Consider the following 25,649-nt stretch of genomic DNA (forward strand, 5'->3'; position numbering starts at 1 on the left):
ACTGATGTTCAGCACTGTTCTGGTCGCGAACCGGGGCGAGATCGCGGTCCGGGTCATCCGCACCCTGCGGGAGCTCGGCGTGCGCTCCGTGGCCGTCTTCAGCGACGCCGACGCCGACGCCCGGCACGTGCGGGAGGCCGACACGGCCGTCCGGATCGGCCCGGCGGCGGCCGCCGAGAGCTACCTGTCCGTGGAGCGGCTGCTCGACGCGGCGCGCCGCACGGGCGCCGAGGCCGTCCACCCCGGCTACGGCTTCCTCGCCGAGAACGCGGCCTTCGCCCGGGCCTGCGCGGAGGCGGGGCTGGCCTTCATCGGCCCGCCGGCCTCGGCGATCTCCCTGATGGGCGACAAGATCCGCGCCAAGGAGACGGTGCGGGCGGCCGGCGTCCCGGTGGTCCCCGGGTCCTCCGGCAGCGGCCTGACCGACGAGGAACTCGTCGACGCGGCGCGAAAGATCGCCATGCCCGTCCTGCTCAAGCCCTCGGCGGGCGGCGGCGGCAAGGGCATGCGGCTGGTCCGCGACGAGGCCGTGCTGGCCGAGGAGATCGCGGCGGCCCGGCGCGAGGCGAAGTCCTCGTTCGGTGACGACACCCTGCTCGTGGAGCGGTGGATCGACCGGCCCCGGCACATCGAGATCCAGGTCCTGGCCGACGCCCACGGGAACGTGGTGCACCTGGGCGAGCGCGAGTGCTCCCTCCAGCGGCGCCACCAGAAGGTGATCGAGGAGGCCCCCTCGGTCTTCCTGGACGAGGCGACGCGGGCGGCGATGGGCGCGGCGGCCGTGGAGGCGGCCCGCTCGTGCGGGTACGTCGGCGCGGGCACCGTGGAGTTCATCGTCCCCGGCGAGGACCCGTCCTCGTACTACTTCATGGAGATGAACACCCGCCTCCAGGTCGAGCACCCGGTGACGGAGCTGATCACCGGCCTGGACCTGGTCGAGCAGCAGCTGCGGGTCGCCTCCGGCGCCGAACTGGGCTTCGGTCAGGCCGACGTGACGCTGACCGGGCACGCGATCGAGGCCCGCGTCTGCGCCGAGGACCCTGCCCGCGGGTTCCTGCCCTCCGGCGGTACGGTCCTGGCCCTGTCCGAGCCGTCGGGCGGCGCGGTGCGCACCGACTCGGGTCTGACGGCGGGCGTCGACACCGGCTCCACCTACGACCCGATGCTGTCCAAGGTGATCGCGTACGGCCCGGACCGGGCCACCGCCCTGCGGGTGCTGCGCGGGGCGCTGGCGGACACCGTGATCCTGGGCGTCCAGACGAACACGGGGTTCCTGCGCCGGCTCCTGGCCCACCCCGACGTGGTCGCGGGGAACCTGGACACCGGCCTGGTCGAGCGGGACCTCGCCGAACTGCTGCCCGACGGCGTCCCCCCGGAGGTGTACGCGGCGGCGGCCCTGCTGGCGACCGCCCGTCCGGCGCGGACGCCGGGCTGGGTCGACCCGTTCGACGGCGCCGACGGTTGGCGCCTGGGCGGCACCCCGGCCTGGACGGTGCACCACTTCCGGCTCCCGGGCCAGGACCCGGTCGAGGTCCGCACCCGCCCGTCCGGGGCGGGCACCGACCTGCTGACGCCCACCCCCGACGGCGCCGCCGCCACCCCGGGCCACGGCCGGATCGTGGCCCGCGCCGCGGACCGGGTGACCGTCGAACTGGACGGCGTCACCCACACGTTCAGCTGCGCTCCGTCCCCCGAGGGCACCTGGCTGGGCCGGGCGGGCGACTCCTGGCACCTCCAGCGGCACGACCCCGTCGAGGCGAACCTGCGCGGCGGGACGCGCGGCGGCGCCGACACCCTGGCCGCGCCGATGCCCGGCACGGTGACCGTCGTCAAGGTCGCCGTCGGGGACAAGGTCGTCGCGGGTCAGAGCCTGCTCGTGGTGGAGGCCATGAAGATGGAGCACGTCATCTCCGCCCCGCACGCCGGCACCGTCACCGAACTCGACGTCGCGCCCGGCAGCACGGTGGCCATGGACCAGGTCCTGGCCGTGGTCACCGCCGACGAGGAGGCCGGCGAATGAACGGGCTGCCGATGACCGTCCCGGCCCCGGCCGGGCTGCCCGCGCGGGTGCGGATCCACGAGGTCGGCGCGCGCGACGGGCTCCAGAACGAGAAGACGGCCGTGCCCACCGAGGTGAAGGCGGAGTTCGTCCACCGCCTGGCGGCCGCCGGCCTCACCACCATCGAGGCCACCAGCTTCGTCCACCCGAAGTGGGTGCCGCAGCTCGCGGACGCCGAGCGGCTGTTCCCGCTGCTCGCCGACGTCGGGGCGGCGCTGCCGGTCCTGGTCCCCAACGAGCGCGGCCTGGACCGGGCGCTCGCCCTCGGGGCCGACCGGATCGCGGTGTTCGGCTCGGCGACGGAGACCTTCGCCGCGCGGAACCTGAACCGTACGGTCGCCGAGTCCCTGGCCATGTTCGAGCCCGTCGTGGCCCGCGCCAAGCAGGAGGGGGCGCACGTCCGGGGCTACCTGTCGATGTGCTTCGGCGACCCGTGGGAGGGCGCGGTACCGGTCGAACAGGTGGTGGGGGTCGCCAAGGCCCTCCTCGACCTCGGCTGCGACGAGTTGAGCCTCGGCGACACCATCGGCGTCGCCACGCCGGGCCACGTCCAGGTCCTGCTGGCCGAGTTGAACGGGCGGGGCGTGGCCACCGACCGGATCGGCGTGCACTTCCACGACACCTACGGCCAGGCCCTGTCGAACACCCTCGCCGCGCTCCAGCACGGCGTGACGACGGTCGACGCCTCCGCGGGCGGCCTCGGCGGCTGCCCGTACGCCAGGAGCGCCACCGGCAACCTCGCCACCGAGGACCTGGTGTGGATGCTCGACGGCCTCGGCATCGAGACCGGAGTCGACCTGGCCGCCCTCACCGCCACGAGCGTGTGGATGGCCGAACAACTGGGCCGACCCAGCCCCTCCCGTACCGTCCGCGCCCTCTCCCACAAGGAGTAGTCACCCCATGCCCCTCGACCACCGGCTCACCCCCGAGCACGAGGAACTCCGCCGCACGGTGGAGCAGTTCGCCCACGACGTCGTCGCCCCGAAGATCGGCGACCTGTACGAGCGGCACGAGTTCCCGTACGAGATCGTCGCCGAGATGGGCCGCATGGGCCTGTTCGGCCTGCCCTTCCCCGAGGAGTACGGCGGCATGGGCGGCGACTACCTCGCCCTCGGCATCGCCCTGGAGGAGCTGGCCCGCGTCGACTCCTCGGTCGCCATCACCCTGGAGGCCGGCGTCTCCCTGGGCGCCATGCCGCTGTACCTGTTCGGTACGGAGGAGCAGAAGCGGCAGTGGCTGCCGAAGATGTGCTCCGGTGAGGTCCTCGGCGCCTTCGGCCTGACCGAGCCCGGCGCCGGCAGCGACGCCGGCGGCACCCGCACCACCGCCGTGCGCGACGGCGACGAGTGGGTCATCAACGGTTCGAAGTGCTTCATCACCAACTCCGGTACGGACATCACCGGTCTGGTCACCGTCACCGCCGTGACGGGCCGCAAGGCCGACGGCCGCCCGGAGATCTCCTCGATCATCGTCCCGTCCGGCACCCCGGGCTTCACGGTGGCGGCGCCGTACTCCAAGGTGGGCTGGAACTCCTCCGACACCCGCGAGCTGTCCTTCAGCGACGTACGGGTACCGCTGGCCAACCTGGTCGGCCAGGAGGGCCGCGGCTACGCGCAGTTCCTGCGGATCCTCGACGAGGGCCGCATCGCCATCTCGGCGCTCGCGACCGGCCTCGCGCAGGGCTGCGTGGACGAGTCGGTGAAGTACGCGAAGGAGCGGCACGCCTTCGGCAAGGCCATCGGTGACAACCAGGCCATCCAGTTCAAGCTGGCGAACATGGAGACGCGCGCCCACATGGCGCGGATCGGCTGGCGCGACGCGGCCTCGCGGCTGGTGGCGGGCGAGCCCTTCAAGAAGGAGGCGGCGATCGCGAAGCTGTACTCCTCGACCGTCGCCGTCGACAACGCCCGCGACGCCACGCAGATCCACGGCGGGTACGGGTTCATGAACGAGTACCCGGTGGCCCGGATGTGGCGCGACTCCAAGATCCTGGAGATCGGCGAGGGCACCAGCGAGGTCCAGCGCATGCTCATCGCCCGCGAGTTGGGCTTCGGGGGCCAGTAGCGGCGTGACGGGGGCCGGGCGGCGGGTCCGCCCGCCCGGTCCCCGTCCCGCAAGGCCGTCTTCGCGCTTCCAGCAAAGGTTAGGCTAACCTTCCTGGCGAACGGCCCTGTGGTCACCTCGCACCCACGCACGAAAGCGGACTTCGACATGCCCAAGCCCCGGACCTCCCCCCTCTCCCGCCGCGGCCTCATCGCCGCCGGTGGCGCCCTCGGCCTCGTCGCGGTCCTGTCCGCCTGCGGGAGCACCGACGCGGCGAAGGACGGTACGGGCACGGACAAGGCCTCCGCCGCCGCGGGCCCGTGGAGCTTCAAGGACGACCTGGGCAAGGACGTCACGACCAAGTCCACGCCGAAGAACATCGTCGCGTTCACCGGCACGGCCGCCGCGCTCAACGACTACGGCGTCCAGGTCAAGGGCGTCTTCGGCCCCACGAGGACCGCCGACGGCAAGCCCGACGTCCAGGCCGGTTCGCTCGACATATCCAAGGTCGAGATCCTCGGCAACGTCTACGACGAGTTCAACGTCGAGAAGTACGCCGCCCTCCAGCCCGACCTGCTCGTCACCAACACCTGGGACGGCTCGTACTGGTACGTGCCGGAGGCCTCCAAGGACAAGATCCTCAAGCTGGCCCCGGCCGCCGCGATCTCCGTCGGCGGCGACGCCACCCTGGACAAGGCCCTGGAGCGCACCGCGGACCTCGCCAAGTCGCTGGGCGCCGACATGAACACCAAGACCACCGTCGACGCCAAGGCCCGCTTCGAGGCCGCCTCCGCGAAGGTCCGCGAGGCCACCAAGGCCAACCCGGGCATCAAGGTGCTCGTCGGCTCCGGCTCCGCCGACCTCTTCTACGCCTCCACCCCGAAGACCTCCGCCGACCTCAAGTACTTCGAGCAGCTCGGCGTCGAGTTCGTCACCCCGGACAAGGTCGAGGGCGGCTTCTTCGAGAGCCTCAGCTGGGAGAACGCCGGCAAGTACAAGGCCGACCTGATCCTCCTCGACAACCGCACCAGCGCCCTCCAGCCCGAGCAGCTGAAGGCCAAGCCGACCTGGGCCGAGCTGCCCGCCGTCAAGGCCGGCCAGATCGCCCCGCGCGTGACCGAGCCGATCTACTCGTACGACCGCTGCGCCCAGATCCTCGAAGACCTCGCGAAGGCCATCCAGAACGCGAAGAAGGTGGCCTGAGCCGACCGGCTCCGGCCACCGCCCCGGGAAGGAAGGATGTCGGGCCCACCCCGTGCCCTGATTCTTAGGTGAGGCTGACCTGAGCGCAACACACCGTCACGGGACCTGCCCCTGACGGTGGAGCAGGCCCGGGCGGGCGATCGATACGGTCCCTCGATCGCCCGCCCCTGCTTCGTTCCCTCGCGACTCCCGGACTCCCCGGCTCCCCCGCCCCCATGCGTCCCTCAGGACCAGGGGACGTCCGGCGCCCGGTGGTAGGTGATCTCCTGGGCGTCCAACCGCGGCCCCTGCGCCGCCAGCCGCTCGCGGTACGAGGTCCAGCCGAGCGCCCCCGCCGGCGACCAGCCCAACTCCGCCAACCCGAGCACCCGCGGGAAGGCCATCAGCTCCCAGTCGCCCCGCTCGGCGATGGTCTCCGTCCACAGCGGCGCCTCCACGCCGAGGACGGCGGATTCCGGGGCCCCGGCCAGGTAGCTCCCCGGGTCCCAGGAGTAGGACCGCTCCACCGGCACGTACCCGGCCCACGCCAGCCCCGGCTTCGTCGTCGTGTCGTACTTCATGTCCAGGTACGCCCGGTCCGCCGGGGACAGGATCACCGGATGCCCGGCCTTCGCCGCCGCCACCACGGCCGCCCTCTCCGCGGCCGGAGTGCGGTCGTGACCCCAGTACTGGATCACCGCGCCCGGCGCCGGCCGCCCCTGCGCGAGCTGGTGCCATGCCACCACGGTCTTCCCGTGCCGGGCCACGACCTCCTGCGCGCGGTCCATGAAGGCCGCGTAGTCGTCGGCCGGCGTCGCGTGCGCCTCGTCGCCCCCGATGTGCAGGTACTTCCCCGGGGTCAGCTCCGCGATCTCGCCCAGGACCTGGTCCACGAACTCATAGGTGCGCTCCTGACCCACGCACAGCGAGCTGAAGCCGACCTTGACCCCGGTGTAGCGCTCGCGCGCCTTCCCGTCGCAGTTCAGTTCCGCGTAGGAGGCCTGCGCCGCGTTCGTGTGACCCGGCATGTCGATCTCCGGGACCACGTCCACGTACCGGCGGGCCGCGTACTCCACCAGGTCCCGGTACTCCTCCTTGGTCCAGTGGCCCCCGGGGCCGCCGCCGACCTCGCTGCCGCCGCCGTACTCCGCGAGCCGCGGCCACGAGTCGATCGCGATCCGCCAGCCCTGGTCGTCGGTCAGGTGCACGTGCAGCGTGTTGATCTTGTACTGGGCCAGCTGGTCGACGTACCTCTTCACCTGTTCCACCGGGAAGAAGTGACGCGCGACGTCGACCATCGCCCCGCGGTACGCGAACCTCGGCGCGTCCGTGACCGTTCCGCCCGGCACGCTCCCCGTCCCGCGCACCGGCACCAGCTGACGCAGCGTCTGCCCGCCGCGGAAGAGCCCCGCCGGGGTCCGGGCGGTCAGCGTCACCCCGGAGGCGGTCGTCCGCAGCCGGTAGCCCTCCGCCCCCAACTCCCGGGCGCCCTCGTCGAGCAGCAGCCGGATCCCGTCGCCCTCCTGGCCGTCGACCACCGGCAGCGGCAGCCCGCTCGGCCCCCGCAGCTGCTCCGCGAGCAGCTCGCCGACCTGGCGGACCTCCTCCCCGGAGCCGGCGCCGGTACGGATGACCGTGCCGGCGCCGAAGTCGTACCCGGCGCCTTCGGCCCGCGCGGAGGCGGGCGCCGGCAGCAGTCGGTCGTAGGGGGCGAGGGCGGCGGGGCGCGGGCCGCCGGGTTTCGCGTCGTCGCCGTGGGCGGCGGTGCAGGAGACGGCCGCGCCGAGGACGAGGAGGGTGCCGAGCGTGCGTCGCAGGACTCTCATGCAGCCCAGGTATAGACCGAACGACGGGCATCCGGCGATGGGAGAATCGCCGGATGGCGGAAATCATCCAGAAGGACGGTACGTGGACCTTCGACGGGGACGCGGTGCGCATCGTGCCGGGCCGCGACAAGGGGGTGTCCCTGCTGCGCCAACACCTCGGCGAGGTGACCGTACCCCTGCGCGCGATAGCGGGGATCAGCCACGAACCGGGCCGCAAGGCGGGCCGGTTGCGCCTGCGGCTGCGTGACGGCGCGGACCCGCTCCTCCAGGTCACCGGGGGAACGCTGCCGGAGAGCTCGGACCCGTACCGCCTGACCGTGGAGCCGGACCGCACCGGGGTCGCGGAGTACTTCGTCGACGAGGTCCGCAACTCCCTGCTGTTGGAGCAGGTCGACCCCGGACCGTCGCACGCCTACCTGATGCCCGGCCCCGCGGTACCGATCTCGGTGAGCGCGGGCGACGGGACGGTGACCTTCGACGGGGACACGATCACCTTGAAGTGGAGCTGGACGGCGGAGGACGCCAAGACCGCCGGCGGACCGCGCACCTTCCGCACGGCGGACCTCAGGTCGGTCGAGTGGGTGCCCGCGCGGGGACTGGAGAACGGCTGGCTGCGCTTCTGCCTGACGGGCGTCCCGTCGGCCGGCCCCAGCAAGTACGACCCGTACACGGTGGAGATCTTCGGGCTGAAGAAGGACCCGCTGATGGCGCTGGCCGCGGCCGCGGTCGCCGTACGGATGCCCCACCCGGCGGCGACCTCCGCGGCGGCCGCCCCCGGCCCGGCCGCCCTCCCCGCGCCGACCGCGACGCCGGCGCCGGCCTCGGCTCCAACCCCGACCCCGGCCCCGGCCCCGGCCCCGGCCCCGGCGAGCGACGATCAGGACTCCCTGTTGCGCCGCCTGCGCGAGCTGGGCGAACTGCACACGACGGGCATCCTGACCGCCGAGGAGTTCACCCTGGCGAAAGCGGCGATTTTGCGCCGCTTCTGACCGACCCGAGCCGGAATCACCCATTCCTCTGGTCCAGACCAGCGAGATCCTGCCCGATTCCGGGCAGGATCTTTGCGTTCCGCCCGTTCGCCCGTCAATATCTACGAGTGCTCGACCGCCGCCCGTCGCATGACGACCTCGTCGACCACCTGGTGCGCAGCACCGCGCTGCAGCGCGGTGAGGCCGCCCGGGTGGTGCTCGACGTACTCGCCTACTTCGACGAGACGACCGAGGAGTTCGTCCGGCGCCGCCACCGCGAACTGCAGTCCGCCGGCGCGGTCAACGCCGAGATCTTCGAGCGGATCGCGGCAGAACTGCCGCACCGTGCCGTGGCGCCCCCGGAGCTGTCCCTCCGGCAGTTGCGCCGCATCGTCTACGGCTGAGCACGACAACCGAACTTCAGGAGGGGCAATACCGTATGTGCGGAATCGTGGGTTACATCGGCAAGCGCGACGTGGCACCGCTGCTGCTGGAGGGTCTCCAGCGGCTGGAGTACCGCGGCTACGACTCGGCGGGCATCGTCGTCAACAGCCCGAAGTCGGCGGCCCTGAAGGTCGTCAAGGCCAAGGGCCGCGTCCGTGAGCTGGAATCCCGCGTCCCCAAGCGCTTCGCCGGCACCACGGGCATCGCGCACACCCGTTGGGCCACCCACGGCGCGCCGAGCGACATCAACTCGCATCCGCACCTGGACGCCGAGAACAAGGTGGCGGTCGTCCACAACGGCATCGTCGACAACGCCTCGGAGCTGCGCGCCAAGCTGGAGGCCGAGGGCGTCGTCTTCGTCTCGGAGACCGACACCGAGGTCCTCGTCCACCTGATCGCCCGCTCGCAGGCCGAGACGCTGGAGGAGAAGGTCCGCGAGGCCCTCAAGGTCGTCGACGGCACCTACGGCATCGCCGTGATGCACGCCGACTTCGCCGACCGCATCGTGGTCGCCCGCAACGGCTCCCCGGTCGTCCTCGGCATCGGCGAGAAGGAGATGTTCGTCGCCTCCGACGTCGCCGCCCTGGTCGCCCACACCCGCCAGGTCGTCACCCTCGGCGACGGCGAGATGGCCACCCTGAAGGCCGACGACTTCCGTACGTACACCACGAGCGGTACGACGACCACCGCCACGCCCGAGACCGTGGAGTGGGAGGCCGCCTCCTACGACATGGGCGGCCACGACACCTACATGCACAAGGAGATCTCCGAGCAGCCCGACGCGGTCGACCGCGTGCTGCGCGGCCGGATCGACGACCGCTTCAACACGGTGCACCTGGGCGGCCTGAACCTGGACCCGCGCGAGGCGCGCGGCATCCGCCGGGTCAAGATCCTGGGCTGTGGCACCTCCTACCACGCGGGCCTCATCGGCGCCGGCCTCATCGAGAGCATGGCCCGGATCCCCGCCGACGCCGAGCCGGCCTCCGAGTTCCGCTACCGCAACCCGGTCGTGGACCCCGACACCCTGTACATCGCCGTCTCCCAGTCCGGTGAGACGTACGACGTGCTCGCGGCCGTCCAGGAGCTCAAGCGCAAGGGCGCCCGTGTCCTCGGCGTGGTGAACGTGGTCGGTTCCGCCATCGCCCGCGAGGCCGACGGCGGCGTGTACGTGCACGCCGGCCCCGAGGTCTGCGTCGTGTCCACGAAGTGCTTCACCAACACGGTCGTCGCGTTCGCGCTGCTCGCCGTGCACCTCGGCCGGATCCGGGACCTCTCCGTCACCGACGGCAAGCGGATCATCGAGGGCCTGCGCAAGCTGCCCGCGCAGATCCAGGAGATCCTGGACGGCGAAGAGGACATCAAGAAGCTGGCCGCCGAATACGCCGAGGCCAAGTCGATGATGTTCATCGGTCGCGTCCGCGGCTACCCGGTGGCACTGGAGGCCTCCCTCAAGCTCAAGGAGATCTCCTACATCCACGCCGAGGCCTACCCGGCCTCCGAGCTCAAGCACGGCCCGCTCGCCCTCATCGAGCCGGCGATGCCGACGGTCGCGATCGTCCCGGACGACGACCTGCTGGAGAAGAACCGTGCCGCGCTGGAGGAGATCAAGGCCCGCAGCGGCCGCATCCTCGCGGTCGCCCACCGGGAGCAGGAGAAGGCCGACCACACCCTCCTCGTCCCCAAGAACGAGGACGAGCTGGACCCCATCCTGATGGGCATCCCGCTCCAGCTGCTGGCGTACCACACCGCCCTGGCCCTCGGCCGGGACATCGACAAGCCGCGCAACCTGGCGAAGTCGGTCACCGTCGAGTAGCCGGACCGCGCACATGGGAACGGCCCCCCGGGATCCCCCGGGGGGCCGTTCCGCGTCCGCTCCCCTACCGCGCCTCAGCCCGCGGCGACCGCGCCGCGGCGCGAGGACCGGCCGAACGCCATCGGCCAGTGCGCCAGGACCGCCGTGGCCCCGTACCAGGAGAGCAGTCCGGCGACCGCCGCGACCCAGCCCGCCGCCTTGGCGAGGACGCCGCTGTCGGCGAAGGCGCCTATCGCGAGCAGCAACAGGGAGAGCGTGAAGAGGCCGTACACGCCCTGGCCGAAGAGCCCGCTCGCGGCCCCCACGGTGAGGGTCAGGCCGAGCAGGGCGAACAGGACGAGGAACGATCCGGCGGCATCCGCCGAAACCTTTCCGTCGGCTCCGGCGGCCCAGGTGAACCAGAAGGCGCCGAGGCCCGCGAACGCCGTGCCGTTGAAGCCGTTGCCGCCGCGGAACTCCAGGAGTCCGAGGACGAACAGGGCGAGACCGCCGACGTAGGTGGCGAGCGACACGGAGTTGGCCGCGGACACACCGTCGATGATTCCGGTGTGGCCGATACCGAACGCGAGAAGGGTGAGACCCAGGGCGATGTGTCCCAGGGTCGAGGTCGAGGCCGTGCTTCCCGCAGAGACACCATTGTCCACGGCGGGCTCCCTTCGATCTGCAGTTGTTTGCTGCGTCCCAGCAGCATTTATCTACCCTTTACATGGGGGTTCACAACCGCACAATCGGCATACGGTGGGTTACGGAATGACAACAACGGGTCGTTGCGCCCGCTTCGCCAGCCGCCCCGCCACGGAACCGAAGATCCGGCCCACGATCCCGTGCGTGGAGCCGACCACGATGGCGTCCGCCGAGTATTCCCGGCCGACCTCCTCCAGCTCGTGGCAGATGTCCCCGCCCCGCTCGACCAGGATCCACGGCACCTCGGCCAGGTAGTCGGCGCAGGCCAGTTCCAGCCCCAGCACCTCGGTGCGGTGGTCGGGCACGTCCACGAAGACGGGCGGCTCGCAGCCGGCCCACACCGTGGTCGGCAGCCGGTTTGCCACGTGCACGATGATCAGGCCGGAACCGGATCGCCGGGCCATCCCGATGGCGTACGCGAGGGCCCGCTCACTGGACGTGGAGCCGTCGAAGCCCACCACCACCCCGTGCCGGAAGGCAGGGTCGCAGGGGTGGCGCGTCTGTTCCACCGCGCGCAGGTCGGCCGAACCGGAGTCGGCGAGGGGTTTGCGCTTGCGGTCCGCGGGTTCGGAGAATTCGTGACCGGCCATGGATGTCTCGGCGAAGGATCCTCGGGGGAAGCGACAGGGACGATTTCGGCGACGCAGTGTGACGGGGTTTTGTCCGGGAAGCATCTTCCCGGGCCCTTACCCACCAGGGTACGGCGACACTCCTGTCCTGGCACGGGGCATGCCACCCTTGGAGAGCGTCCCAGGGAGCATGACGGAGGTCCGGCGCCTTGGCAATGGCCGCTGTCCCCTACAGGCAGTGACGAACGACCTCTCCGTCACCCCCGCACACAGTGACCGAGCGCTGTCGCGGGCGTTGGACAGGCGTCCGACCGTCCAGGAAGAGCCCGCAGGGAGTACGCCGTGCCCGGCCATCCGGTTCACCCCGTCCAGCCAGCTCAGCCGACGCAGTCCACCCCGTCCGCCCCTCCGTCCCCCTCCTCCGCGCATCCCCTGCTTCACCCGTCCGTGCCATCCGCCAGGGCGCCTCATGATGACGACCCGGCCGGTGACGTGGTCCGTTGGGCCGCCTTCAGCTGCCTGCTCGTGCCCGTCGTCCTCGTCGTCTACGGCACCTCCTACGGCGGGGCGGCCGTCGCGACCCTGGGGTTGGCGGCCGTCACCGCCGCCTGCCGGGTGCTGTTGCGGTACTCCGAGAAGGCCGAGCGGGCCGCCGCCCGGGTGCTCGCGGAGGAGCCGCTCGGGTCCGGGCACCGCGGTCGGCACTCGCGTACGGGGGGCGGCTCGCACCGCGGTTGCCACGGTTCCGGACCGCTGTCCCCTCACGACTGACCGGTTCGCACGTACACACCCGGTTGTTTTCAGCCAACTTCCCGACCGGGTGCCCCCCTTGCCGGAATGTCCCCCCAACCCCCCTACCACCAGCGACTACAGAGCCCCGCGGGCGTCGCGACCCTACGGGTACTGGCCATGGCCGGACGGGGCGCTTCCCACCCGGGTAGCGGAGTGGAACGCTTCCTGATCGAATGCTTTTCGCCAAGTTGCCAAGTCGACATAGCGCTGCGTGCTGAACTTGTCACGCCGACACCACGGGACGCAGTAGATTCGATCATGTATTTACGGCGGGGGATCCACGTGCAAGGCCGAGGGGAAACGTGCAGGTGCGACCAGACCAAGGAGTCGCGACACCCAAGGGGGGCTTAGCGCCATGAGCCAGGATTCCACCGCCGTCGTCGCGGACGCGGGGCGGAAACTCGCGGGGCGTCGCCGCAGGGAGATCGTCGCGGTGCTGCTGTTCAGCGGCGGGCCGATCTTCGAGAGTTCCATTCCACTTTCCGTGTTCGGCATCGACCGGCAGGACGCGGGAGTTCCACGCTATCGACTGCTCGTGTGCGCCGGGGAGGACGGTCCGCTGCGGACCACCGGCGGACTCGAACTGACCGCGCCGTACGGGTTGGAGGCGATCGCCCGGGCAGGCACGGTCGTCGTTCCGGCCTGGCGCTCCATCACTTCACCGCCGCCGCCCGAGGCGCTCGACGCACTGCGTCTGGCGCACGAGGAGGGGGCCCGGATCGTCGGTCTGTGCACGGGAGCCTTCGTGCTCGCCGCCGCCGGCCTGCTGGACGGCCGGCCCGCCACGACGCACTGGATGTACGCGCCGACGCTGGCCAAGCGGTACCCGTCCGTCCACGTCGATCCGCGCGAGCTGTTCGTCGACGACGGCGACGTGCTCACGTCCGCGGGCACCGCGGCCGGAATCGACCTGTGCCTGCACATCGTGCGCACCGATCACGGCAGCGAGGCGGCCGGGGCCCTGGCCCGCAGGCTCGTCGTCCCGCCGCGGCGCACGGGTGGCCAGGAACGCTACCTCGACCGGTCGTTGCCCGAGGAGATCGGCGCCGACCCGCTGGCCGAGGTCGTCGCCTGGGCGCTGGAGCACCTCCACGAGCAGTTCGACGTGGAGACGCTGGCCGCCCGCGCCTACATGAGCAGGCGCACCTTCGACCGGCGGTTCCGTTCGCTCACCGGCAGCGCGCCGCTCCAGTGGCTGATCACCCAGCGGGTGCTCCAGGCACAGCGGCTGCTGGAGACCTCCGACTACTCGGTCGACGAGGTCGCCGGGCGCTGCGGGTTCCGTTCGCCCGTCGCGCTGCGCGGTCACTTCCGGCGGCAGCTGGGGTCCTCCCCGGCCGCCTACCGCTCGGCCTACCGGGCGCGCCGCCCGCAGGTCGACGTGACGCCGGTGACGCAGCTGTCCGACGTACCGGTGCCGCACCAGCGCACCGCGCAGCCCCAGCGGGCGGCGGCGGCCCTGGCCGCCTCCGGTCCGAGCGTGACGGAGCTGTACGCGCCCGGCCGGGTGCTGCGCGAGCACGCGTAGCGTCCCCCGGGAACCGCATCCGACGAAGGTCCCCCGCACCGGCCGAGCACCGTTGTGGGGGACCTTCGGCATAAGGTGGGGCGCATGAACGATCGCATGGTGTGGATCGACTGCGAGATGACCGGGCTCTCGTTGACGGACGACGCACTTATCGAGGTGGCCGCACTGGTCACCGACTCGGAGCTCAACGTGCTCGGCGAAGGCGTGGACATCGTGATCCGCCCGCCGGACGCGGCCCTGGAAACCATGCCGGACGTGGTGCGCGAGATGCACACCTCCTCCGGGCTGCTCGACGAGCTGGCCGCCGGCACCACCCTCGCCGACGCCGAGGCCCAGGTCCTGGCGTACGTGCGGGAACACGTGAAGGAGCCCCGCAAGGCGCCCCTGTGCGGCAACTCCGTCGGCACCGACCGCGGGTTCCTGCTGCGCGACATGGGCGCACTGGAGAGCTACCTGCACTACCGGATCGTGGACGTGTCCTCGGTCAAGGAGCTGGCGCGCCGCTGGTACCCGCGGGCCTACTTCAACAGCCCGCCGAAGAACGGCAACCACCGGGCGCTCGCGGACATCAAGGAGTCCATCGCCGAGCTGCGGTACTACCGCGAGGCGGTCTTCGTGCCGCAACCCGGACCGGACTCGGACACGGCCAAGAGCATCGCCGCCAAGCACGTCGTGCCGGGCGCGTAGTACCTCCGGAGACGGGCGCGGGCAAAGGGGGGAGCGAGCACCCTCCCGGACCCTGTACGCTTTTCTTCGGCCGGTCGTTCTGCGACCGGACATGGTGGGTGTAGCTCAGTTGGTAGAGCACCTGGTTGTGGTCCAGGTGGCCGCGGGTTCAAGTCCCGTCACTCACCCTGCGGGAAGGCCTCGGTTCGCGGAAGCGGACCGGGGCCTTTCGCATGTCCGGCGGCCGGCGGGGCCGGTGGCCGCCGGCCCGTCCGTACGGCCGTGCCGTGGTGTTACGTGGACTCCCGCACGACCAGCTCGGTCGGCAGGATCAGCGCCCGCTCCCCCGGCTCCTCGACCGCGCCGTCCCGCAGGCCCGCTATGCGTTCCAGCAGCACCCGGGCCATGGTCCGGCCCATCTCCTCGATCGGCTGGCGCACGCTGGTCAGCGGCGGGTCCATGTGGCGGGCCACGACCGAGTCGTCGAAGCCGACCAGCGCGACGTCGCCCGGGACCCGGCGGCCGGCCGCGCGGAGCTCGCGCAGGGCGCCCGCCGCCATCACGTCCGAGGCGGCGAAGACGGCGTCCAGGGCGGGCCGCCGCTCCAGCAACTCGCGCATGGCCCGGCGGCCGGCGTCCTCGGTGAAGTCCCCGACCGCGATCAGCAGCTCGTCGACGGGGTGCCCGGCGGCGGTCAGGGCCTGCCGGTAGCCGTCGAGGCGGCACTGGGCCCCGTACACGTCGAGCGGGCCGGTGATGGTGGCGATCGTGCGGCGGCCCCGGTCGATGAGGTGGCGCACCGCGCCGGCGGCGCCCGCCAGGTTGTCGGAGTCCACGCTCGGCAGGGTCTCGGCGGCCGACCGCCGGCCGCTGATCACCGCCGGGATGCCCAGCTCGGTCAGCAGCTCCGGCAGCGGGTCCCCGGCGTGCACCGAGGCCAGCAGCACCCCGTCGACCCGGTGCCCCGAGAGGTACTGGGCCAGCCGGCGGCGCTCGCGGTCGCTGCCGGCGAGGGTGAGCACCAGCTGTACGTCGGTCTCGGCGAGGGTGGCGCCGACGCCGCGCACCACGTCGGAGAAGTAGGGCTCCGAGAAGAAGCGGGCCTCCGGCTCGGGGATCACCAGGGCGATGGCGTCGGTGCGGTTGGCGGCGAGCGCGCGGGCCGCCCGGTTCGGCACGTACCCCAACTCGGCGACGGCGGCCTCGACGACCTCCCGCGTACGGTCGCTGACCTTGGCCGATCCGTTGATCACCCGGGAGACGGTGCCCCGCCCGACCCCGGCCCGGACCGCTACCTCTTCCAAGGTCGGCCGTCCTCCACTGCGCCCGTGCCCGTTCATGGCTTCCTCCCGGTTGTGAATCTACCTCTTGACGACTGTGGGAGCGCTCCCACACTGTGTCACACGACACCCGGCACGTTCCGTCCTTCAGGGAGGACCCAGATGCGAGCCCGAAGAAATCTCCTCACCGCGGCCGGCGCGCTCGCCGCGACCGCTCTGCTGCTCGCCGGCTGCGCACAGGACCCGGACGAGGGCCCGAAATCGGGCTCCCCGTCGGGCGGCTCGGGGCGCACGACCCTGACCGTCGGCGTCTTCGGGGCCTTCGGCCTCCAGGAGGCCGGCCTCTACGACGAGTACATGGCGCAGAATCCGGGGATCCGGATCGAGCAGACCTCCATCGAGCGGAACGAGAACTACTACCCGCAGCTCCTGACCCACCTGGGCAGCGGCAGCGGCCTCGCCGACGTCCAGGCCGTCGAGGTCAACAACATCGCGGAGATCACCGCGACCCAGGCCGACAAGCTGCTCGACCTGGGCAAGGTGGCGGGGGTCGACAAGGCCGCGTACCTGCCGTGGAAGTGGGCGCAGGGCACGACGAAGGGCGGGGCGACCGTCGGACTCGGCACCGACATAGGCCCGCAGGGCATCTGCTACCGCAAGGACCTCTTCGCGGCGGCCGGACTGCCCACCGACCGGGAGGCGGTCGGCGCGCTGTGGGACGGCGACTGGAACAAGTACCTGGAGACGGGCCGCGCCTACAAGGCGAAGGCCGGGGACGGCAAGGCGTTCGTCGACTCGGCGTCGGGCGTGATGGCCGCCGTCACCGCGAGCAGCGCCCAGCGGTTCTACGACGAACGGGGCGAGGTCGCCTACAAGACCAATCCGGCGGTGCGCGGGGCCTTCGACCTCGCCGCCTCCTTCGCCGGCGACGGGCTGAGCGCCAAGCTCCAGCAGTTCACCCCGACCTGGGACCAGGGCTTCGCCAACGGCACCTTCGCGACGATCTCCTGCCCGGCCTGGATGCTCGGCTACATCCAGGACAAGGCGGGCCCGGCGGGCAAGGACAAGTGGGACGTGGCCCGGGCGCCCAAGCCCAGCAACTGGGGCGGGTCGTTCCTGGTGGTGCCGAAGGCCGGCAAGCACACCGAGGAGGCGGCGAAGCTGGCCGCCTGGCTGACGGCTCCCGCCCAGCAGGCCAAGCTGTTCGAGAAGCGCGGCAGTTTCCCGAGCGCGAGCGCCTCGTACGGGCTGCCGGCGGTGGCGGGCGCCCGGCACGCGTACTTCGGGGGCGCGCCCATCGGGGAGATCTTCGCGCGGGCGGCCGAGGGGGTACCGGTCACGGTGATCGGCCCGAAGGACCTGGTGATCGCCCAGAACCTGGCGGACATCGGGATGCTGCAGGTCGACCAGAAGGGCCGCAGCGCGCAGGAGGGCTGGGACGCCGCGGTGAAGGCCATCGACAACGCCCTGGACCGGTGAGGTCCCGGTGACCGACACGACCGCGGCTTCGGGCACGGCCCCGGCCCCGGCCTCCCCCGCCCGCCGCGTGCGGGGCGGGGAGGGCGGGGCCGGGGGCCGGGGGTCCGGGCGGGCTCAGGTGTGGCGCTCGCGCCGCTACCGGTGGGACCTGCGCTGGAGCCCGTACGCCTTCGTGGCGCCCTTCTTCCTCTTCTTCGCCGCCTTCGGGCTGTTCCCGCTGCTGTACACGGGCTGGGCGGCGCTGCACCAGGTCGAGCTGACCGACCCGGACGCCATGACCTGGGTGGGGCTGCGGAACTTCACCCGGCTGTGGGACGACGCCTTCTTCTGGAACGCGCTGCGCAACACCGTCACCATCGGGCTGCTGTCGACGGTGCCGCAGCTGGCGATCGCGCTGGGGCTCGCCCACCTCCTCAACTACCGGATGCGCGGCTCGGCGTTCTTCCGGGTGGTGGTCCTCACTCCGTACGCGACCTCCGTGGCCGCGGCCACGCTGGTGTTCGTGCTGCTCTTCGGCCGGGACTACGGAATGGTCAACTGGGCCCTTTCCAGCGTCGGGATCGGGGCGGTCGACTGGCAGAACGGGCCGCTGGCCTCCCAGTTGGCGGTGTCCGCGATCGTGGTGTGGCGCTGGACCGGCTACAACGCGCTGATCTACCTGGCGGCGATGCAGGCCATCCCCGGGGAGCTGTACGAGTCGGCCGCCCTGGACGGGGCCTCGCGGTGGCAACAGTTCGTCCACGTGACGGTGCCCTCCCTGCGCCCGACGATCTTCTTCACCTGTGTGGTCTCCACGATCGGGGCGACCCAACTGTTCGGCGAGCCGCTGCTGTTCAACGCGGGAGCGGGCGCGACGGGCGGCTCGGACCACCAGTTCCAGACGCTGGGGCTGTACCTGTACGAGCAGGGGTGGGTGAACCTGCACCTGGGGCGGGCCTCGGCGATCGCCTGGGCGATGTTCCTGATGCTGCTGCTGGTCGCGGGGGCCGCCCGGCTGCTGCGGGGACGGGGGGCGAAGCGATGAGGTCACTGCGCGCGGGCCGGCTGACGTACGCCGTGCTCGCCCTGTTCACGGTCGGATCGCTGTTCCCGCTGGTGTGGACGGCGATCGCGGCCTCGCGCAGCAGTACGCGGCTGGCGCAGACCCCGCCGCCGTTCTGGTTCGGCGGGAACCTGGGGCGCAACCTGCGGGTCGCCTGGACCGACGCCAACATGGGCGCCGCCCTGCTGAACACGGTCGTCGTCGCCGGTACGGTCGCGGCCGTGACCGTCGTGCTGTCGACGATGGCGGGGTTCGCCTTCGCCCGGCTGCGGTTCCGCGGGCACCGGGTCCTGTTGTCGCTGGTGGTCGGGACGATGCTGATCCCGCCGCAGCTGAGCGTGGTCCCGCTGTACATGTTGGTCGCCGAACTCTCCTGGACGGACCGGCTGCAGGCGGTGATCCTGCCGGCGCTGGTGTGTGCCTTCGGGGTGTTCTTCATGCGGCAGTACCTGGCGCAGGCGTTGCCGATGGAGCTGGTGGAGGCGGCCCGCACCGACGGGGCGAACTCGTTGCGGGTGGTGTGGCACGTGGTGTTCCCGGTGGCCCGGCCGGCGATGGCGGTCCTCGGGATGCTGACCTTCGTCATGACGTGGAACGACTTCTTCTGGCCGATCGTCGCGCTGACCCAGAACGGCAGCCCGACGGTGCAGGTGGCCCTGACGGGGCTGGGCCGGGGCTACGTCCCCGACCAGTCCGTGATCATGGCGGGTGCGCTGCTGGGCACGCTCCCGCTGCTGCTGGTGTTCGTCGTCTTCGGCCGCCAGATCGTGGGCGGCATCATGCAGGGAGCGGTGAAGGGATGAACGGCGTGGGGGACATGCGATTCCCGAAGGGGTTCCTCTGGGGAGCGGCCACGGCCGCCTTCCAGATCGAGGGCGCGGCCGGGCTGCGCGGGCCGTCGATCTGGGACACCTTCTGTCGTACGCCGGGCAAGGTGCACGGCGGTGACACGGGTGACGTGGCCGTCGACCACCACCGGCTGTGGCGGGAGGACGTCCGGTTGATGGCGGAACTCGGTCTGGGCTCCTACCGGTTCTCGGTGTCCTGGCCCCGCGTCCTGGCCGGCGGGATCGGCTTCTACGACGCGCTCGTGGACGAACTCCTCGCCCATGACATCGAGCCCTGCGTGACCCTGTACCACTGGGACCTGCCGCAGCACCTGGAGGAGGCGGGCGGGTGGCCGGCCCGGGAGACGGCCCACGCCTTCGCCGGGTACGCGCGGACCGTCGCCGACGTCCTCGCCGACCGGGTCGGGCTCTGGACCACGCTCAACGAGCCCTGGTGCAGCGCGTTCCTCGGCTACGCCTCCGGGGTTCACGCCCCGGGCCGTACCGATCCGGCCGACGCCCTGCGGGCCGCCCACCATCTGAACCTGGCCCACGGGATGGCGGCCGCGGCCCTGCCCTCACACGTCCGGACTGGCATCGCGCTCAACCCGAGCGCGGTGCGGCCGCTGACCGACTCGGCCGGTGACCTGGACGCCCAGCGCCGCATCGACGCCCTCGCGAACCGGATCTTCACCGGTCCCCTGCTGCACGGCGCCTACCCCGAAGACCTCCTCTCGGACACGGCGGCGCTGACGGACTGGTCCTTCGTCCGGCCTGGGGACGAGGCCCTCATCCACCAGCCACTCGGCTTCCTCGGCGTGAACTACTACACCCCGGCGGTGGTCTCGGCCTCCTCCGACGGCCCCCGCGCCGACGGCCACGGTGCCACCGGCCACTCCCCCTGGCCCGCGGCGGACGGCGTCGCCTTCCACCAACCGCCGGGCGAACGAACCGACATGGACTGGTCGATCGACCCGACGGGCCTCTACGACCTGCTGATGCGGTTCAGCGCCGAGGTCCCGGGCCTGCCCCTGATGGTCACCGAGAACGGGGCCGCGTACGCGCCGGACCTGCACGACCCCCGGCGCATCGGCTACCTGCGGGAGCACCTGTCGGCGATCCACCGGGCGATCGGCGACGGCGCGCCCGTCGGCGGGTACTTCCTGTGGTCGCTGATGGACAACTTCGAATGGTCCTACGGCTACAGCAAGCGGTTCGGCATCGTCCACGTCGACTACGAGACCCAGACCCGCACCCCCCGTTCCAGCGCCCGCTGGTACGCCCGCCTGGCCCGCACGGGCACCCTCTGACCGCCGGCGGTCGGTGCCGCCCGCCCTGGCCGCCCACCCCCGGCTGCCCACCCCACCGCTACGGCCTGCGGAAGTCGGCGGCGTTCTCCTCGGCCCAGGTTTCGAAGGACCGCGCCGGGTGTCCGGTGAACCGTTCGACGGTGTCGGTGGTGGCGGTCGGGAGGCCTTCGGCGGCAGCCCAGTAGCCGAGGAGCGCGTCGGCCATGGAGCCGGGCAGGTACGGGGCCACCTCGGCCTTCCACTGTTCGGGGGTGGCCTTCTCGTAGGGCAGGGTCCGGCCGAGGACGGAGCCGAGTATCGCGAGTTGGGTCGCGAAGGTCAGGGACTGCGGCCCGGTCAGGGTGTGGGCCCCGCCACCGCGGCCCGGGTCGGTGAGCAGGGCGAGGGCCGTCTCCGCGATGTCGGCCTCATGGATCGGGGCGGAGTGCGCTCCCGGGTAGGGCAGTCGGACGGGCCGACCGGCGACGAGGGACGAGGACCAGCCGCGGGCGTTCCCCGCGAAGGCCCCGGGGCGCAGCAGGGTGGTGTGCAGCGAGGAGGCCGACAGGACCTCCTCGACGGCGAGGTGGGCGGCTGCGAGGGGGTTCACGGCGGCGTCCTCCGTGATCACCGCGGAGGAGGACAGGAGCACCACGTGCTCCACCCCGGCGGCGCCGGCCTCCTCGACGAACGCCTCGATCCCGGCGGCTTCGGCGTAGAGGAAGACGGCGCGGATCCCGGCCAGCGCCCCGGCGAAGGTGGTGGGATCCGCGAGATCGCAACGCACGGCCTCGGGCGTGTCGGGCTCGCGCGAGGCGAGCCGGTAAGGGAGTCCGCGACCGGCGAGGAGGGTGGTGAGGGAACGGGCGACGGCGCCGCGGCCGCCGGTGACGAGGATCGACATGTCGATCTCCTGATCTGCTCGTGAGACTGATGGGTTCGGGTGACGACTTCGGTGTGCCGTAAGCTGAGTACGTGACGCAGATTCTGCGCGATACATTCTCTGCGCCACACAGTTAAATCTCAGGCATGGAGAGGCCGATGTCAACGGATTCCCCCCGTACGGGTGAGTGGAGCCGCGCCGAACTGCTCGCGCGCATCGTCACGGAGAGCCAGCGGCACTACGCCGACTACTCGCTCTTCAGCCAGGCCATGGCCGATCACGTCGGCCTGCACCCCACCGACCTCCAGTGCGTCGGCCTCCTGGACCTGGAGCCGGGGCCCGTCAGCACCGGCGACGTGGCCCGCCTCACCGGGCTGACCTCGGGGTCCGCCACCCGTCTCGTCGACCGGCTGGTCAAGGCGGGCATCGTCGAGCGGCGGGCCGATCCGCACGACCGGCGCCGCTCCCTCGTCGTCCTCTCCCCCGCCGCCCGCGACCGGATCCACCAGGCCTGGGACACCCCCGGCCGGGCCTTCGGGGCCGTACTGGACCGCTACTCCGACACCGAACTCGCGCTCATCGCCGACTACCTCCACCGCGCCGCCGAGGTCGGCCGGGCGCAGGCCCAGCGGCTGAACTCCGGCGACCCCGCCTGACCACCCCCTGCTCCGGGGCTACCAAGGCCCCCGTTCCGCGGCTACCGTCCCGCCCCACGGGCAACGACGCGCGCCGGAGACACGGGAGGATCGGCGTGCGGCTGAGGTTGCCCGGCCATGCCCGACGCCCTTCCCGACACCGCCGCCGGCCCCGGCCCCACGCCCGGCCCCACGCCCGGAGCCGGCCCCCGCCGCCGGCGGCTTCCGCGGGGTGTTCGCGCTCGGCGGCCCCGCCCTGCCCGTGTTCGCGTTCCTCGCATGGGCGGCCACCGGGCCGGCCCGTTCCACCAGCCCGAACAGGGCGATGAGGTGCGGGCGACGGCCAGGCCGATGCCGGCGACGGCGACGGCGAAGGCGGCGCGGACCGTTCCGGACACCGCCAGGAATGTTAGCGACAGCGCCGCTTGGACGCCGATCGTCCAGCGCAGCCGCACCGTCAGTTCGGCCGTACCGGGCCGGGCCACGGTCAGTAAGCCGGCGACGGAACTGGTCACGGAACGGATGGCCGAGGCGATGACGGTGGTGGGCAGCGGCCTGATCCTGGGTCAGGCGTTGGCGGCGGCCGCCGCCGGGCCGCTGGCCGCGGCGTACGGGTACCGGGCCGCGTTCGCCGTCTCCTGCGCGGCGGCCGCCGCCTCGACGGCCCTGGCCCTGGCCCTGGCCGCGACCCGTCCGGCCTGCTTCCGCCCCGGACCGGCATGATCCGCCCGGGAGGATCCGTACGGCATGACCCGCCCGGGAGGATCCGTACGGGACGATCCGCGCGGGATGCCGCCGGACGGACCGTCCCCGTACCGAAGGCGATGCGACTCAGGGCCTAACGCCCCCCGCCCAAGGCCGCGAGGCCCTTCGCCAGATCCTCGGCATTCATGACGGGAGCGACCTCGATCTCCGCGTTGAGCTGGAGGAAGAGGTCCTCCACCAGAGCCGGGACCATCGCGCTGTCCTGGAGGTCGAAGACCATCCAGCAGGAGCGCACGCCCTCGTGCAGTCCGAAGTAGGCGGCCTCCGGCTTGACCGTGTCCATCAGTTTCTTGATGGTGTGCGGCAGCGAGCCGGTCTTGATCCCCTCGTTGGCCGCGGCGGTTTCCATGTGGGCGCGGAGCATGACTCTCATGCGGGGCTCCTTCCGTCACGCCCACGCTCCGTGCGCTGCGGGCGCGGGGCAACATCTGAGCCCCCGTCCGGGGCCGGCCCCGGGAAGGAGCCCGGGAGGTCGGGGTCCGGGGAGGGCCGCCGGAACGACGCGGTCCGCCGTCGCGTGGGCGACGGCGAGGACGACGCCGATGGCGACGGCCGAGACGGTGAACAGGATCCACGCCCACAGGTACAGGTACAGGTACAGGTGCAGGCCGAGCAGGGAGCCGCCGTAGCCCTCGTTCCTCAGCAGGGCGTGCAGCAGCGTCCGGCGCCCGGCGGCGACGGAGCCGCCGATGACGGCGACCAGGGCCACGCCCCATACGGCCATGTAGTCCCGGCCGGTGACGGTGCCGTCACCGAGCGCCGTACGGATGGCCCAACCCGCCCCGTCAGTCGCCCCGCCGCTTGCGCCGCGTGCGGCGGCCGCCGGCGCCGCGGTCGCCGCCCCGGGCGCGGTCGTCGAGGGCGATCCAGACCCGGACCTCGGTCCCCCCGAGGACGGAGCGGCCCAGCCGGACGTCGCCGCCGGTGGATTCCGCGACCCGGCGCACGATGTCCAGTCCGAGGCCCGTCGAGCCGTCGCGGCCTCCGTCGTTGCCGCGCCGCAGGGCGGCGTCCGGGTCGGCGATGCCGGGTCCGGCGTCGGAGACGAGGACGATGACGGCGTCGCCCGCGTCGTGCACGTCGACGGCGAACGGGGTGGCCTCGGGGGTGTGCCGGAAGACGTTGCCGAGCATGGCGTCGAGCGCGGCGGCGAGTTCGGGCCGGGCGACGGGGATGCGCACGACGCGGTCCACGCCGGCGAGCCGCACCTCGCGGCCCTCGTCCTCGGCGAGCGCCGACCAGAAGTCCATCCGGTCACGGATCACCTCGGAGGCGTCGCAGCCGGCTCCCGCACCACCGGCCGCGCCCGCGAACCCCTGCGAGACGGGCCGCTGTTCACGGGCGGTACGGATGATCGTGTCGACCTCCCGTTCCAGCTGCTCCACGGCGGCCCGGGTGTGTTCGGCGGCCGGACCGTCGCCGAGGGAGGCCGCGTTGAGCCGCAGCACGGTCAGGGGCGTGCGCAGCCGGTGGGAGAGGTCGGCGGCGAGTTCCCGTTCGTTGGCGAGGAGTTCGACGACCTGGTCGGCCATCGAGTTGAACGCCACGGCCGCCGACCGGAGTTCCTTGGGCCCCTCCTCGGGCACCCGGGCTCCGAGCCGCCCCTCGCCGAGCTGGTGCGCGGCGTCCGCGAGCCGTTCGGCGGGCCGTACGAGGCGGGCGCCGAGCCGGTCGGCGACCGCGACCGAGCCGATGATCAGGGCGAATCCGACGCCTGCGAGGACCAGCCAGGCGGTGGTGACGCCGTTGCTGACCTCGTTCTCCGGCACCAGGATCTCGATGACCGCGATGTCCCCGGAGCCGAGGGCCGTGGGCTGGAGCACGACGGAGTCGCCGCCGCCGACGTGGGCGGTCGTCGCCCGTCCGAGGCCGCGCACCTCGGCGACGACGTGCGCGCCCGCCCAACCGTCACCGATGTCGACGGGCCCGGTCCCGCCGATGGCGGGTACGTGGACGGCCATCCGGCCGGCAGCGCCCATCTGCGTCGACTCGACGGCCTTGCGCAGTTGCACCGGGTCGGTGGTGATGGACAGGGTCGGCCCCATGGTGGCGGCCTGCCGTTCCGCGTTGGAGATGGCCCGGTCGCTGGCCATCTCCTGCACGACCATGCCGAGCGGGACGGCGAAGGCCACGACCACCATCACCGTGACGGCGAGGCACACCTTGACCAGGGCCCACCTCACGCCGGCGGCTCCAGTTTCACGCCGACGCCCCGCAGCGTGTGGAGGTAGCGGGGGCGGGCGGCGGTCTCGCCGAGCTTGCGGCGCAGCCAGGACAGGTGCACGTCGATGGTCTGGTCGTCGCCGTACGACTGCTGCCACACCTCGGCGAGCAGTTCGCGGCGGGCCACGACCACCCCGGGCCGGCCGGCGAGGAAGGCGAGCAGGTCGAACTCGCGGCGGGTGAGGTCGAGGACGGCCCCGTCGAGTTCCGCCTGGCGGCGCAACGGGTCGATGGCGAGCCCGCCGACGCGCAGCACCCGCGAGGGGGGTTCGGCGCCGGTGGCGCGGGCTCGGCGCAGGACGGCGGCCATCCGGGCGGAGAGGTGTTCGACGGAGAAGGGTTTGGTGAGGTAGTCGTCGGCGCCGTCGTTGAGGAGCCGGACGATCTCGGCCTCGTCGTCGCGCGCGGTGGCGATGATGACGGGGACGTCGGTGATGCCGCGGAGCATCTTGAGGGCTTCCGCGCCGTCGAGGTCGGGCAGGCCGAGGTCGAGTATCACCACGTCGAAGCGGTGGTGGGCGACCTCGCGCAACGCCTCCAGGGCGGTGCCGACGCTCCGCACGGTGTGGGAGGCCTCGGTCAGGTGCCGGATCAGGGCGGAACGTACGAACTGGTCGTCCTCGACCACGAGCACACTAGCCATGGCCGCACG

Annotated in this window: 25 protein-coding genes and 1 tRNA gene; 17 read left to right on the forward strand and 9 right to left on the reverse strand. The window is 72.2% G+C overall.

Translation table 11 applies throughout. The features are described 5' to 3' along the window. The first annotated feature begins 4 nt into the window (after positions 1-4). The 4 genes from AB0D46_RS20195 (at position 5) to AB0D46_RS20210 (ending at position 5,305) form a co-directional block, all read left to right on the forward strand. A complete protein-coding gene (locus AB0D46_RS20195) occupies positions 5-2,020 on the forward strand; it encodes a biotin carboxylase N-terminal domain-containing protein (RefSeq protein WP_362879162.1) in 2,016 nt (671 codons plus the stop codon). Next, positions 2,017-2,952 carry a hydroxymethylglutaryl-CoA lyase gene (locus AB0D46_RS20200; RefSeq protein WP_362879163.1) on the forward strand — a complete coding sequence of 312 codons (936 nt, stop codon included), beginning with the start codon at positions 2,017-2,019 and terminating at the stop codon, positions 2,950-2,952. Before AB0D46_RS20195 ends, AB0D46_RS20200 begins: the two co-directional genes overlap by 4 nt. A gap of 7 nt (positions 2,953-2,959) precedes the next feature. Continuing rightward, the gene (locus AB0D46_RS20205; RefSeq protein ID WP_362879165.1) at positions 2,960-4,123 is read left to right on the forward strand and encodes an acyl-CoA dehydrogenase family protein; all 1,164 of its coding nucleotides are present in this window, start codon (positions 2,960-2,962) and stop codon (positions 4,121-4,123) included. 147 nt (positions 4,124-4,270) lie between these two features. Further along, positions 4,271-5,305 (forward strand): ABC transporter substrate-binding protein, encoded by a 1,035-nt coding sequence (locus tag AB0D46_RS20210; protein ID WP_362879167.1) that lies wholly within the window; start codon positions 4,271-4,273, stop codon positions 5,303-5,305. 224 nt (positions 5,306-5,529) lie between these two features. Here AB0D46_RS20210 and AB0D46_RS20215 read toward each other — a convergent pair whose 3' ends face one another. Next, the gene (locus tag AB0D46_RS20215; RefSeq protein ID WP_362879169.1) at positions 5,530-7,110 is read right to left on the reverse strand and encodes a beta-N-acetylhexosaminidase; all 1,581 of its coding nucleotides are present in this window, start codon (positions 7,108-7,110) and stop codon (positions 5,530-5,532) included. Positions 7,111-7,163: 53 nt separating this feature from the next. On the opposite strand from AB0D46_RS20215, the gene AB0D46_RS20220 reads away from it, so the two are divergent. The 3 genes from AB0D46_RS20220 (at position 7,164) to glmS (ending at position 10,335) form a co-directional block, all read left to right on the forward strand. Beyond that, positions 7,164-8,099 carry a DUF4429 domain-containing protein gene (locus AB0D46_RS20220; RefSeq protein WP_362879170.1) on the forward strand — a complete coding sequence of 312 codons (936 nt, stop codon included), beginning with the start codon at positions 7,164-7,166 and terminating at the stop codon, positions 8,097-8,099. A gap of 107 nt (positions 8,100-8,206) precedes the next feature. Continuing rightward, positions 8,207-8,482 (forward strand): hypothetical protein, encoded by a 276-nt coding sequence (locus tag AB0D46_RS20225; protein WP_362879172.1) that lies wholly within the window; start codon positions 8,207-8,209, stop codon positions 8,480-8,482. Positions 8,483-8,517: 35 nt separating this feature from the next. Further along, positions 8,518-10,335 (forward strand): glutamine--fructose-6-phosphate transaminase (isomerizing), encoded by a 1,818-nt coding sequence (glmS, locus tag AB0D46_RS20230; RefSeq protein ID WP_362879173.1) that lies wholly within the window; start codon positions 8,518-8,520, stop codon positions 10,333-10,335. A 74-nt stretch (positions 10,336-10,409) separates the two neighbouring features. Here glmS and AB0D46_RS20235 read toward each other — a convergent pair whose 3' ends face one another. Both AB0D46_RS20235 and AB0D46_RS20240 read right to left on the reverse strand, forming a co-directional pair. Next, the gene (locus AB0D46_RS20235) at positions 10,410-10,979 is read right to left on the reverse strand and encodes a GPR1/FUN34/YaaH family transporter (RefSeq protein WP_362879175.1); all 570 of its coding nucleotides are present in this window, start codon (positions 10,977-10,979) and stop codon (positions 10,410-10,412) included. Between the two features lie 99 nt (positions 10,980-11,078). Continuing rightward, on the reverse strand, positions 11,079-11,609 hold the full coding sequence (locus AB0D46_RS20240; RefSeq protein ID WP_362879177.1) for a universal stress protein: 531 nt from the start codon (positions 11,607-11,609) through the stop codon (positions 11,079-11,081). Between the two features lie 411 nt (positions 11,610-12,020). Here AB0D46_RS20240 and AB0D46_RS20245 point away from each other — a divergent pair, with 411 nt between their 5' ends. The 4 genes from AB0D46_RS20245 to AB0D46_RS20260 all read left to right on the forward strand — a co-directional run bounded on the left by AB0D46_RS20245 (position 12,021) and on the right by AB0D46_RS20260 (position 14,762). Beyond that, a complete protein-coding gene (locus AB0D46_RS20245; RefSeq protein WP_362879242.1) occupies positions 12,021-12,359 on the forward strand; it encodes a hypothetical protein in 339 nt (112 codons plus the stop codon). Between the two features lie 376 nt (positions 12,360-12,735). Next, complete coding sequence (locus AB0D46_RS20250) at positions 12,736-13,908, forward strand: helix-turn-helix domain-containing protein (protein ID WP_362879179.1); 1,173 nt, start codon at positions 12,736-12,738, stop codon at positions 13,906-13,908. An 84-nt stretch (positions 13,909-13,992) separates the two neighbouring features. Beyond that, positions 13,993-14,595, forward strand: a complete 603-nt coding sequence (gene orn / locus AB0D46_RS20255) for an oligoribonuclease (RefSeq protein ID WP_362879180.1) — start codon at positions 13,993-13,995, stop codon at positions 14,593-14,595. Between the two features lie 94 nt (positions 14,596-14,689). Further along, positions 14,690-14,762, forward strand: a tRNA-His gene (locus tag AB0D46_RS20260). Between the two features lie 105 nt (positions 14,763-14,867). Here the strand turns inward: AB0D46_RS20260 and AB0D46_RS20265 are convergent. Further along, on the reverse strand, positions 14,868-15,914 hold the full coding sequence (locus tag AB0D46_RS20265) for a LacI family DNA-binding transcriptional regulator (RefSeq protein ID WP_362879181.1): 1,047 nt from the start codon (positions 15,912-15,914) through the stop codon (positions 14,868-14,870). A 102-nt stretch (positions 15,915-16,016) separates the two neighbouring features. Between AB0D46_RS20265 and AB0D46_RS20270 the strand changes: the two genes are divergently transcribed. From AB0D46_RS20270 to AB0D46_RS20285, 4 genes are all read left to right on the forward strand, one after another. Continuing rightward, positions 16,017-17,333 carry an extracellular solute-binding protein gene (locus AB0D46_RS20270; protein ID WP_362879183.1) on the forward strand — a complete coding sequence of 439 codons (1,317 nt, stop codon included), beginning with the start codon at positions 16,017-16,019 and terminating at the stop codon, positions 17,331-17,333. 67 nt (positions 17,334-17,400) lie between these two features. Next, positions 17,401-18,357: a sugar ABC transporter permease gene (locus AB0D46_RS20275; RefSeq protein ID WP_362879244.1), complete on the forward strand. Its 957-nt coding sequence runs from the start codon at positions 17,401-17,403 to the stop codon at positions 18,355-18,357. Further along, positions 18,354-19,178: a carbohydrate ABC transporter permease gene (locus tag AB0D46_RS20280; RefSeq protein WP_362879184.1), complete on the forward strand. Its 825-nt coding sequence runs from the start codon at positions 18,354-18,356 to the stop codon at positions 19,176-19,178. The genes AB0D46_RS20275 and AB0D46_RS20280 overlap by 4 nt, the downstream gene beginning before the upstream one ends. Then, the gene (locus AB0D46_RS20285) at positions 19,175-20,512 is read left to right on the forward strand and encodes a GH1 family beta-glucosidase (RefSeq protein WP_362879186.1); all 1,338 of its coding nucleotides are present in this window, start codon (positions 19,175-19,177) and stop codon (positions 20,510-20,512) included. The genes AB0D46_RS20280 and AB0D46_RS20285 overlap by 4 nt, the downstream gene beginning before the upstream one ends. A 58-nt stretch (positions 20,513-20,570) precedes the next feature. Here the strand turns inward: AB0D46_RS20285 and AB0D46_RS20290 are convergent, their stop codons facing one another. After that, entirely contained in the window at positions 20,571-21,395 is an 825-nt protein-coding gene (locus AB0D46_RS20290; RefSeq protein ID WP_362879187.1) for an NAD(P)H-binding protein, read from the reverse strand. 137 nt (positions 21,396-21,532) lie between these two features. Between AB0D46_RS20290 and AB0D46_RS20295 the strand changes: the two genes are divergently transcribed. Both AB0D46_RS20295 and AB0D46_RS20300 read left to right on the forward strand, forming a co-directional pair. Beyond that, positions 21,533-22,030, forward strand: a complete 498-nt coding sequence (locus tag AB0D46_RS20295; protein ID WP_362879188.1) for a MarR family transcriptional regulator — start codon at positions 21,533-21,535, stop codon at positions 22,028-22,030. 258 nt (positions 22,031-22,288) lie between these two features. After that, positions 22,289-22,732 (forward strand): hypothetical protein, encoded by a 444-nt coding sequence (locus AB0D46_RS20300; protein ID WP_362879190.1) that lies wholly within the window; start codon positions 22,289-22,291, stop codon positions 22,730-22,732. 115 nt (positions 22,733-22,847) lie between these two features. Here AB0D46_RS20300 and AB0D46_RS20305 read toward each other — a convergent pair whose 3' ends face one another. From AB0D46_RS20305 to AB0D46_RS20320, 4 genes are all read right to left on the reverse strand, one after another. Beyond that, the gene (locus AB0D46_RS20305) at positions 22,848-23,147 is read right to left on the reverse strand and encodes a hypothetical protein (RefSeq protein WP_362879192.1); all 300 of its coding nucleotides are present in this window, start codon (positions 23,145-23,147) and stop codon (positions 22,848-22,850) included. 15 nt (positions 23,148-23,162) lie between these two features. After that, positions 23,163-23,498 (reverse strand): hypothetical protein, encoded by a 336-nt coding sequence (locus tag AB0D46_RS20310; RefSeq protein WP_362879194.1) that lies wholly within the window; start codon positions 23,496-23,498, stop codon positions 23,163-23,165. Between the two features lie 61 nt (positions 23,499-23,559). Further along, complete coding sequence (locus AB0D46_RS20315) at positions 23,560-24,957, reverse strand: HAMP domain-containing sensor histidine kinase (protein ID WP_362879195.1); 1,398 nt, start codon at positions 24,955-24,957, stop codon at positions 23,560-23,562. Beyond that, the gene (locus AB0D46_RS20320; protein ID WP_362879197.1) at positions 24,954-25,640 is read right to left on the reverse strand and encodes a response regulator transcription factor; all 687 of its coding nucleotides are present in this window, start codon (positions 25,638-25,640) and stop codon (positions 24,954-24,956) included. The genes AB0D46_RS20315 and AB0D46_RS20320 overlap by 4 nt, the downstream gene beginning before the upstream one ends. Between the last annotated feature and the right edge of the window lie 9 nt (positions 25,641-25,649).

Origin of the sequence: Streptomyces sp. NPDC048383 (assembly GCF_040651775.1) — a bacterium.
Classification (GTDB): Bacteria; Actinomycetota; Actinomycetes; order Streptomycetales; family Streptomycetaceae; genus Streptomyces.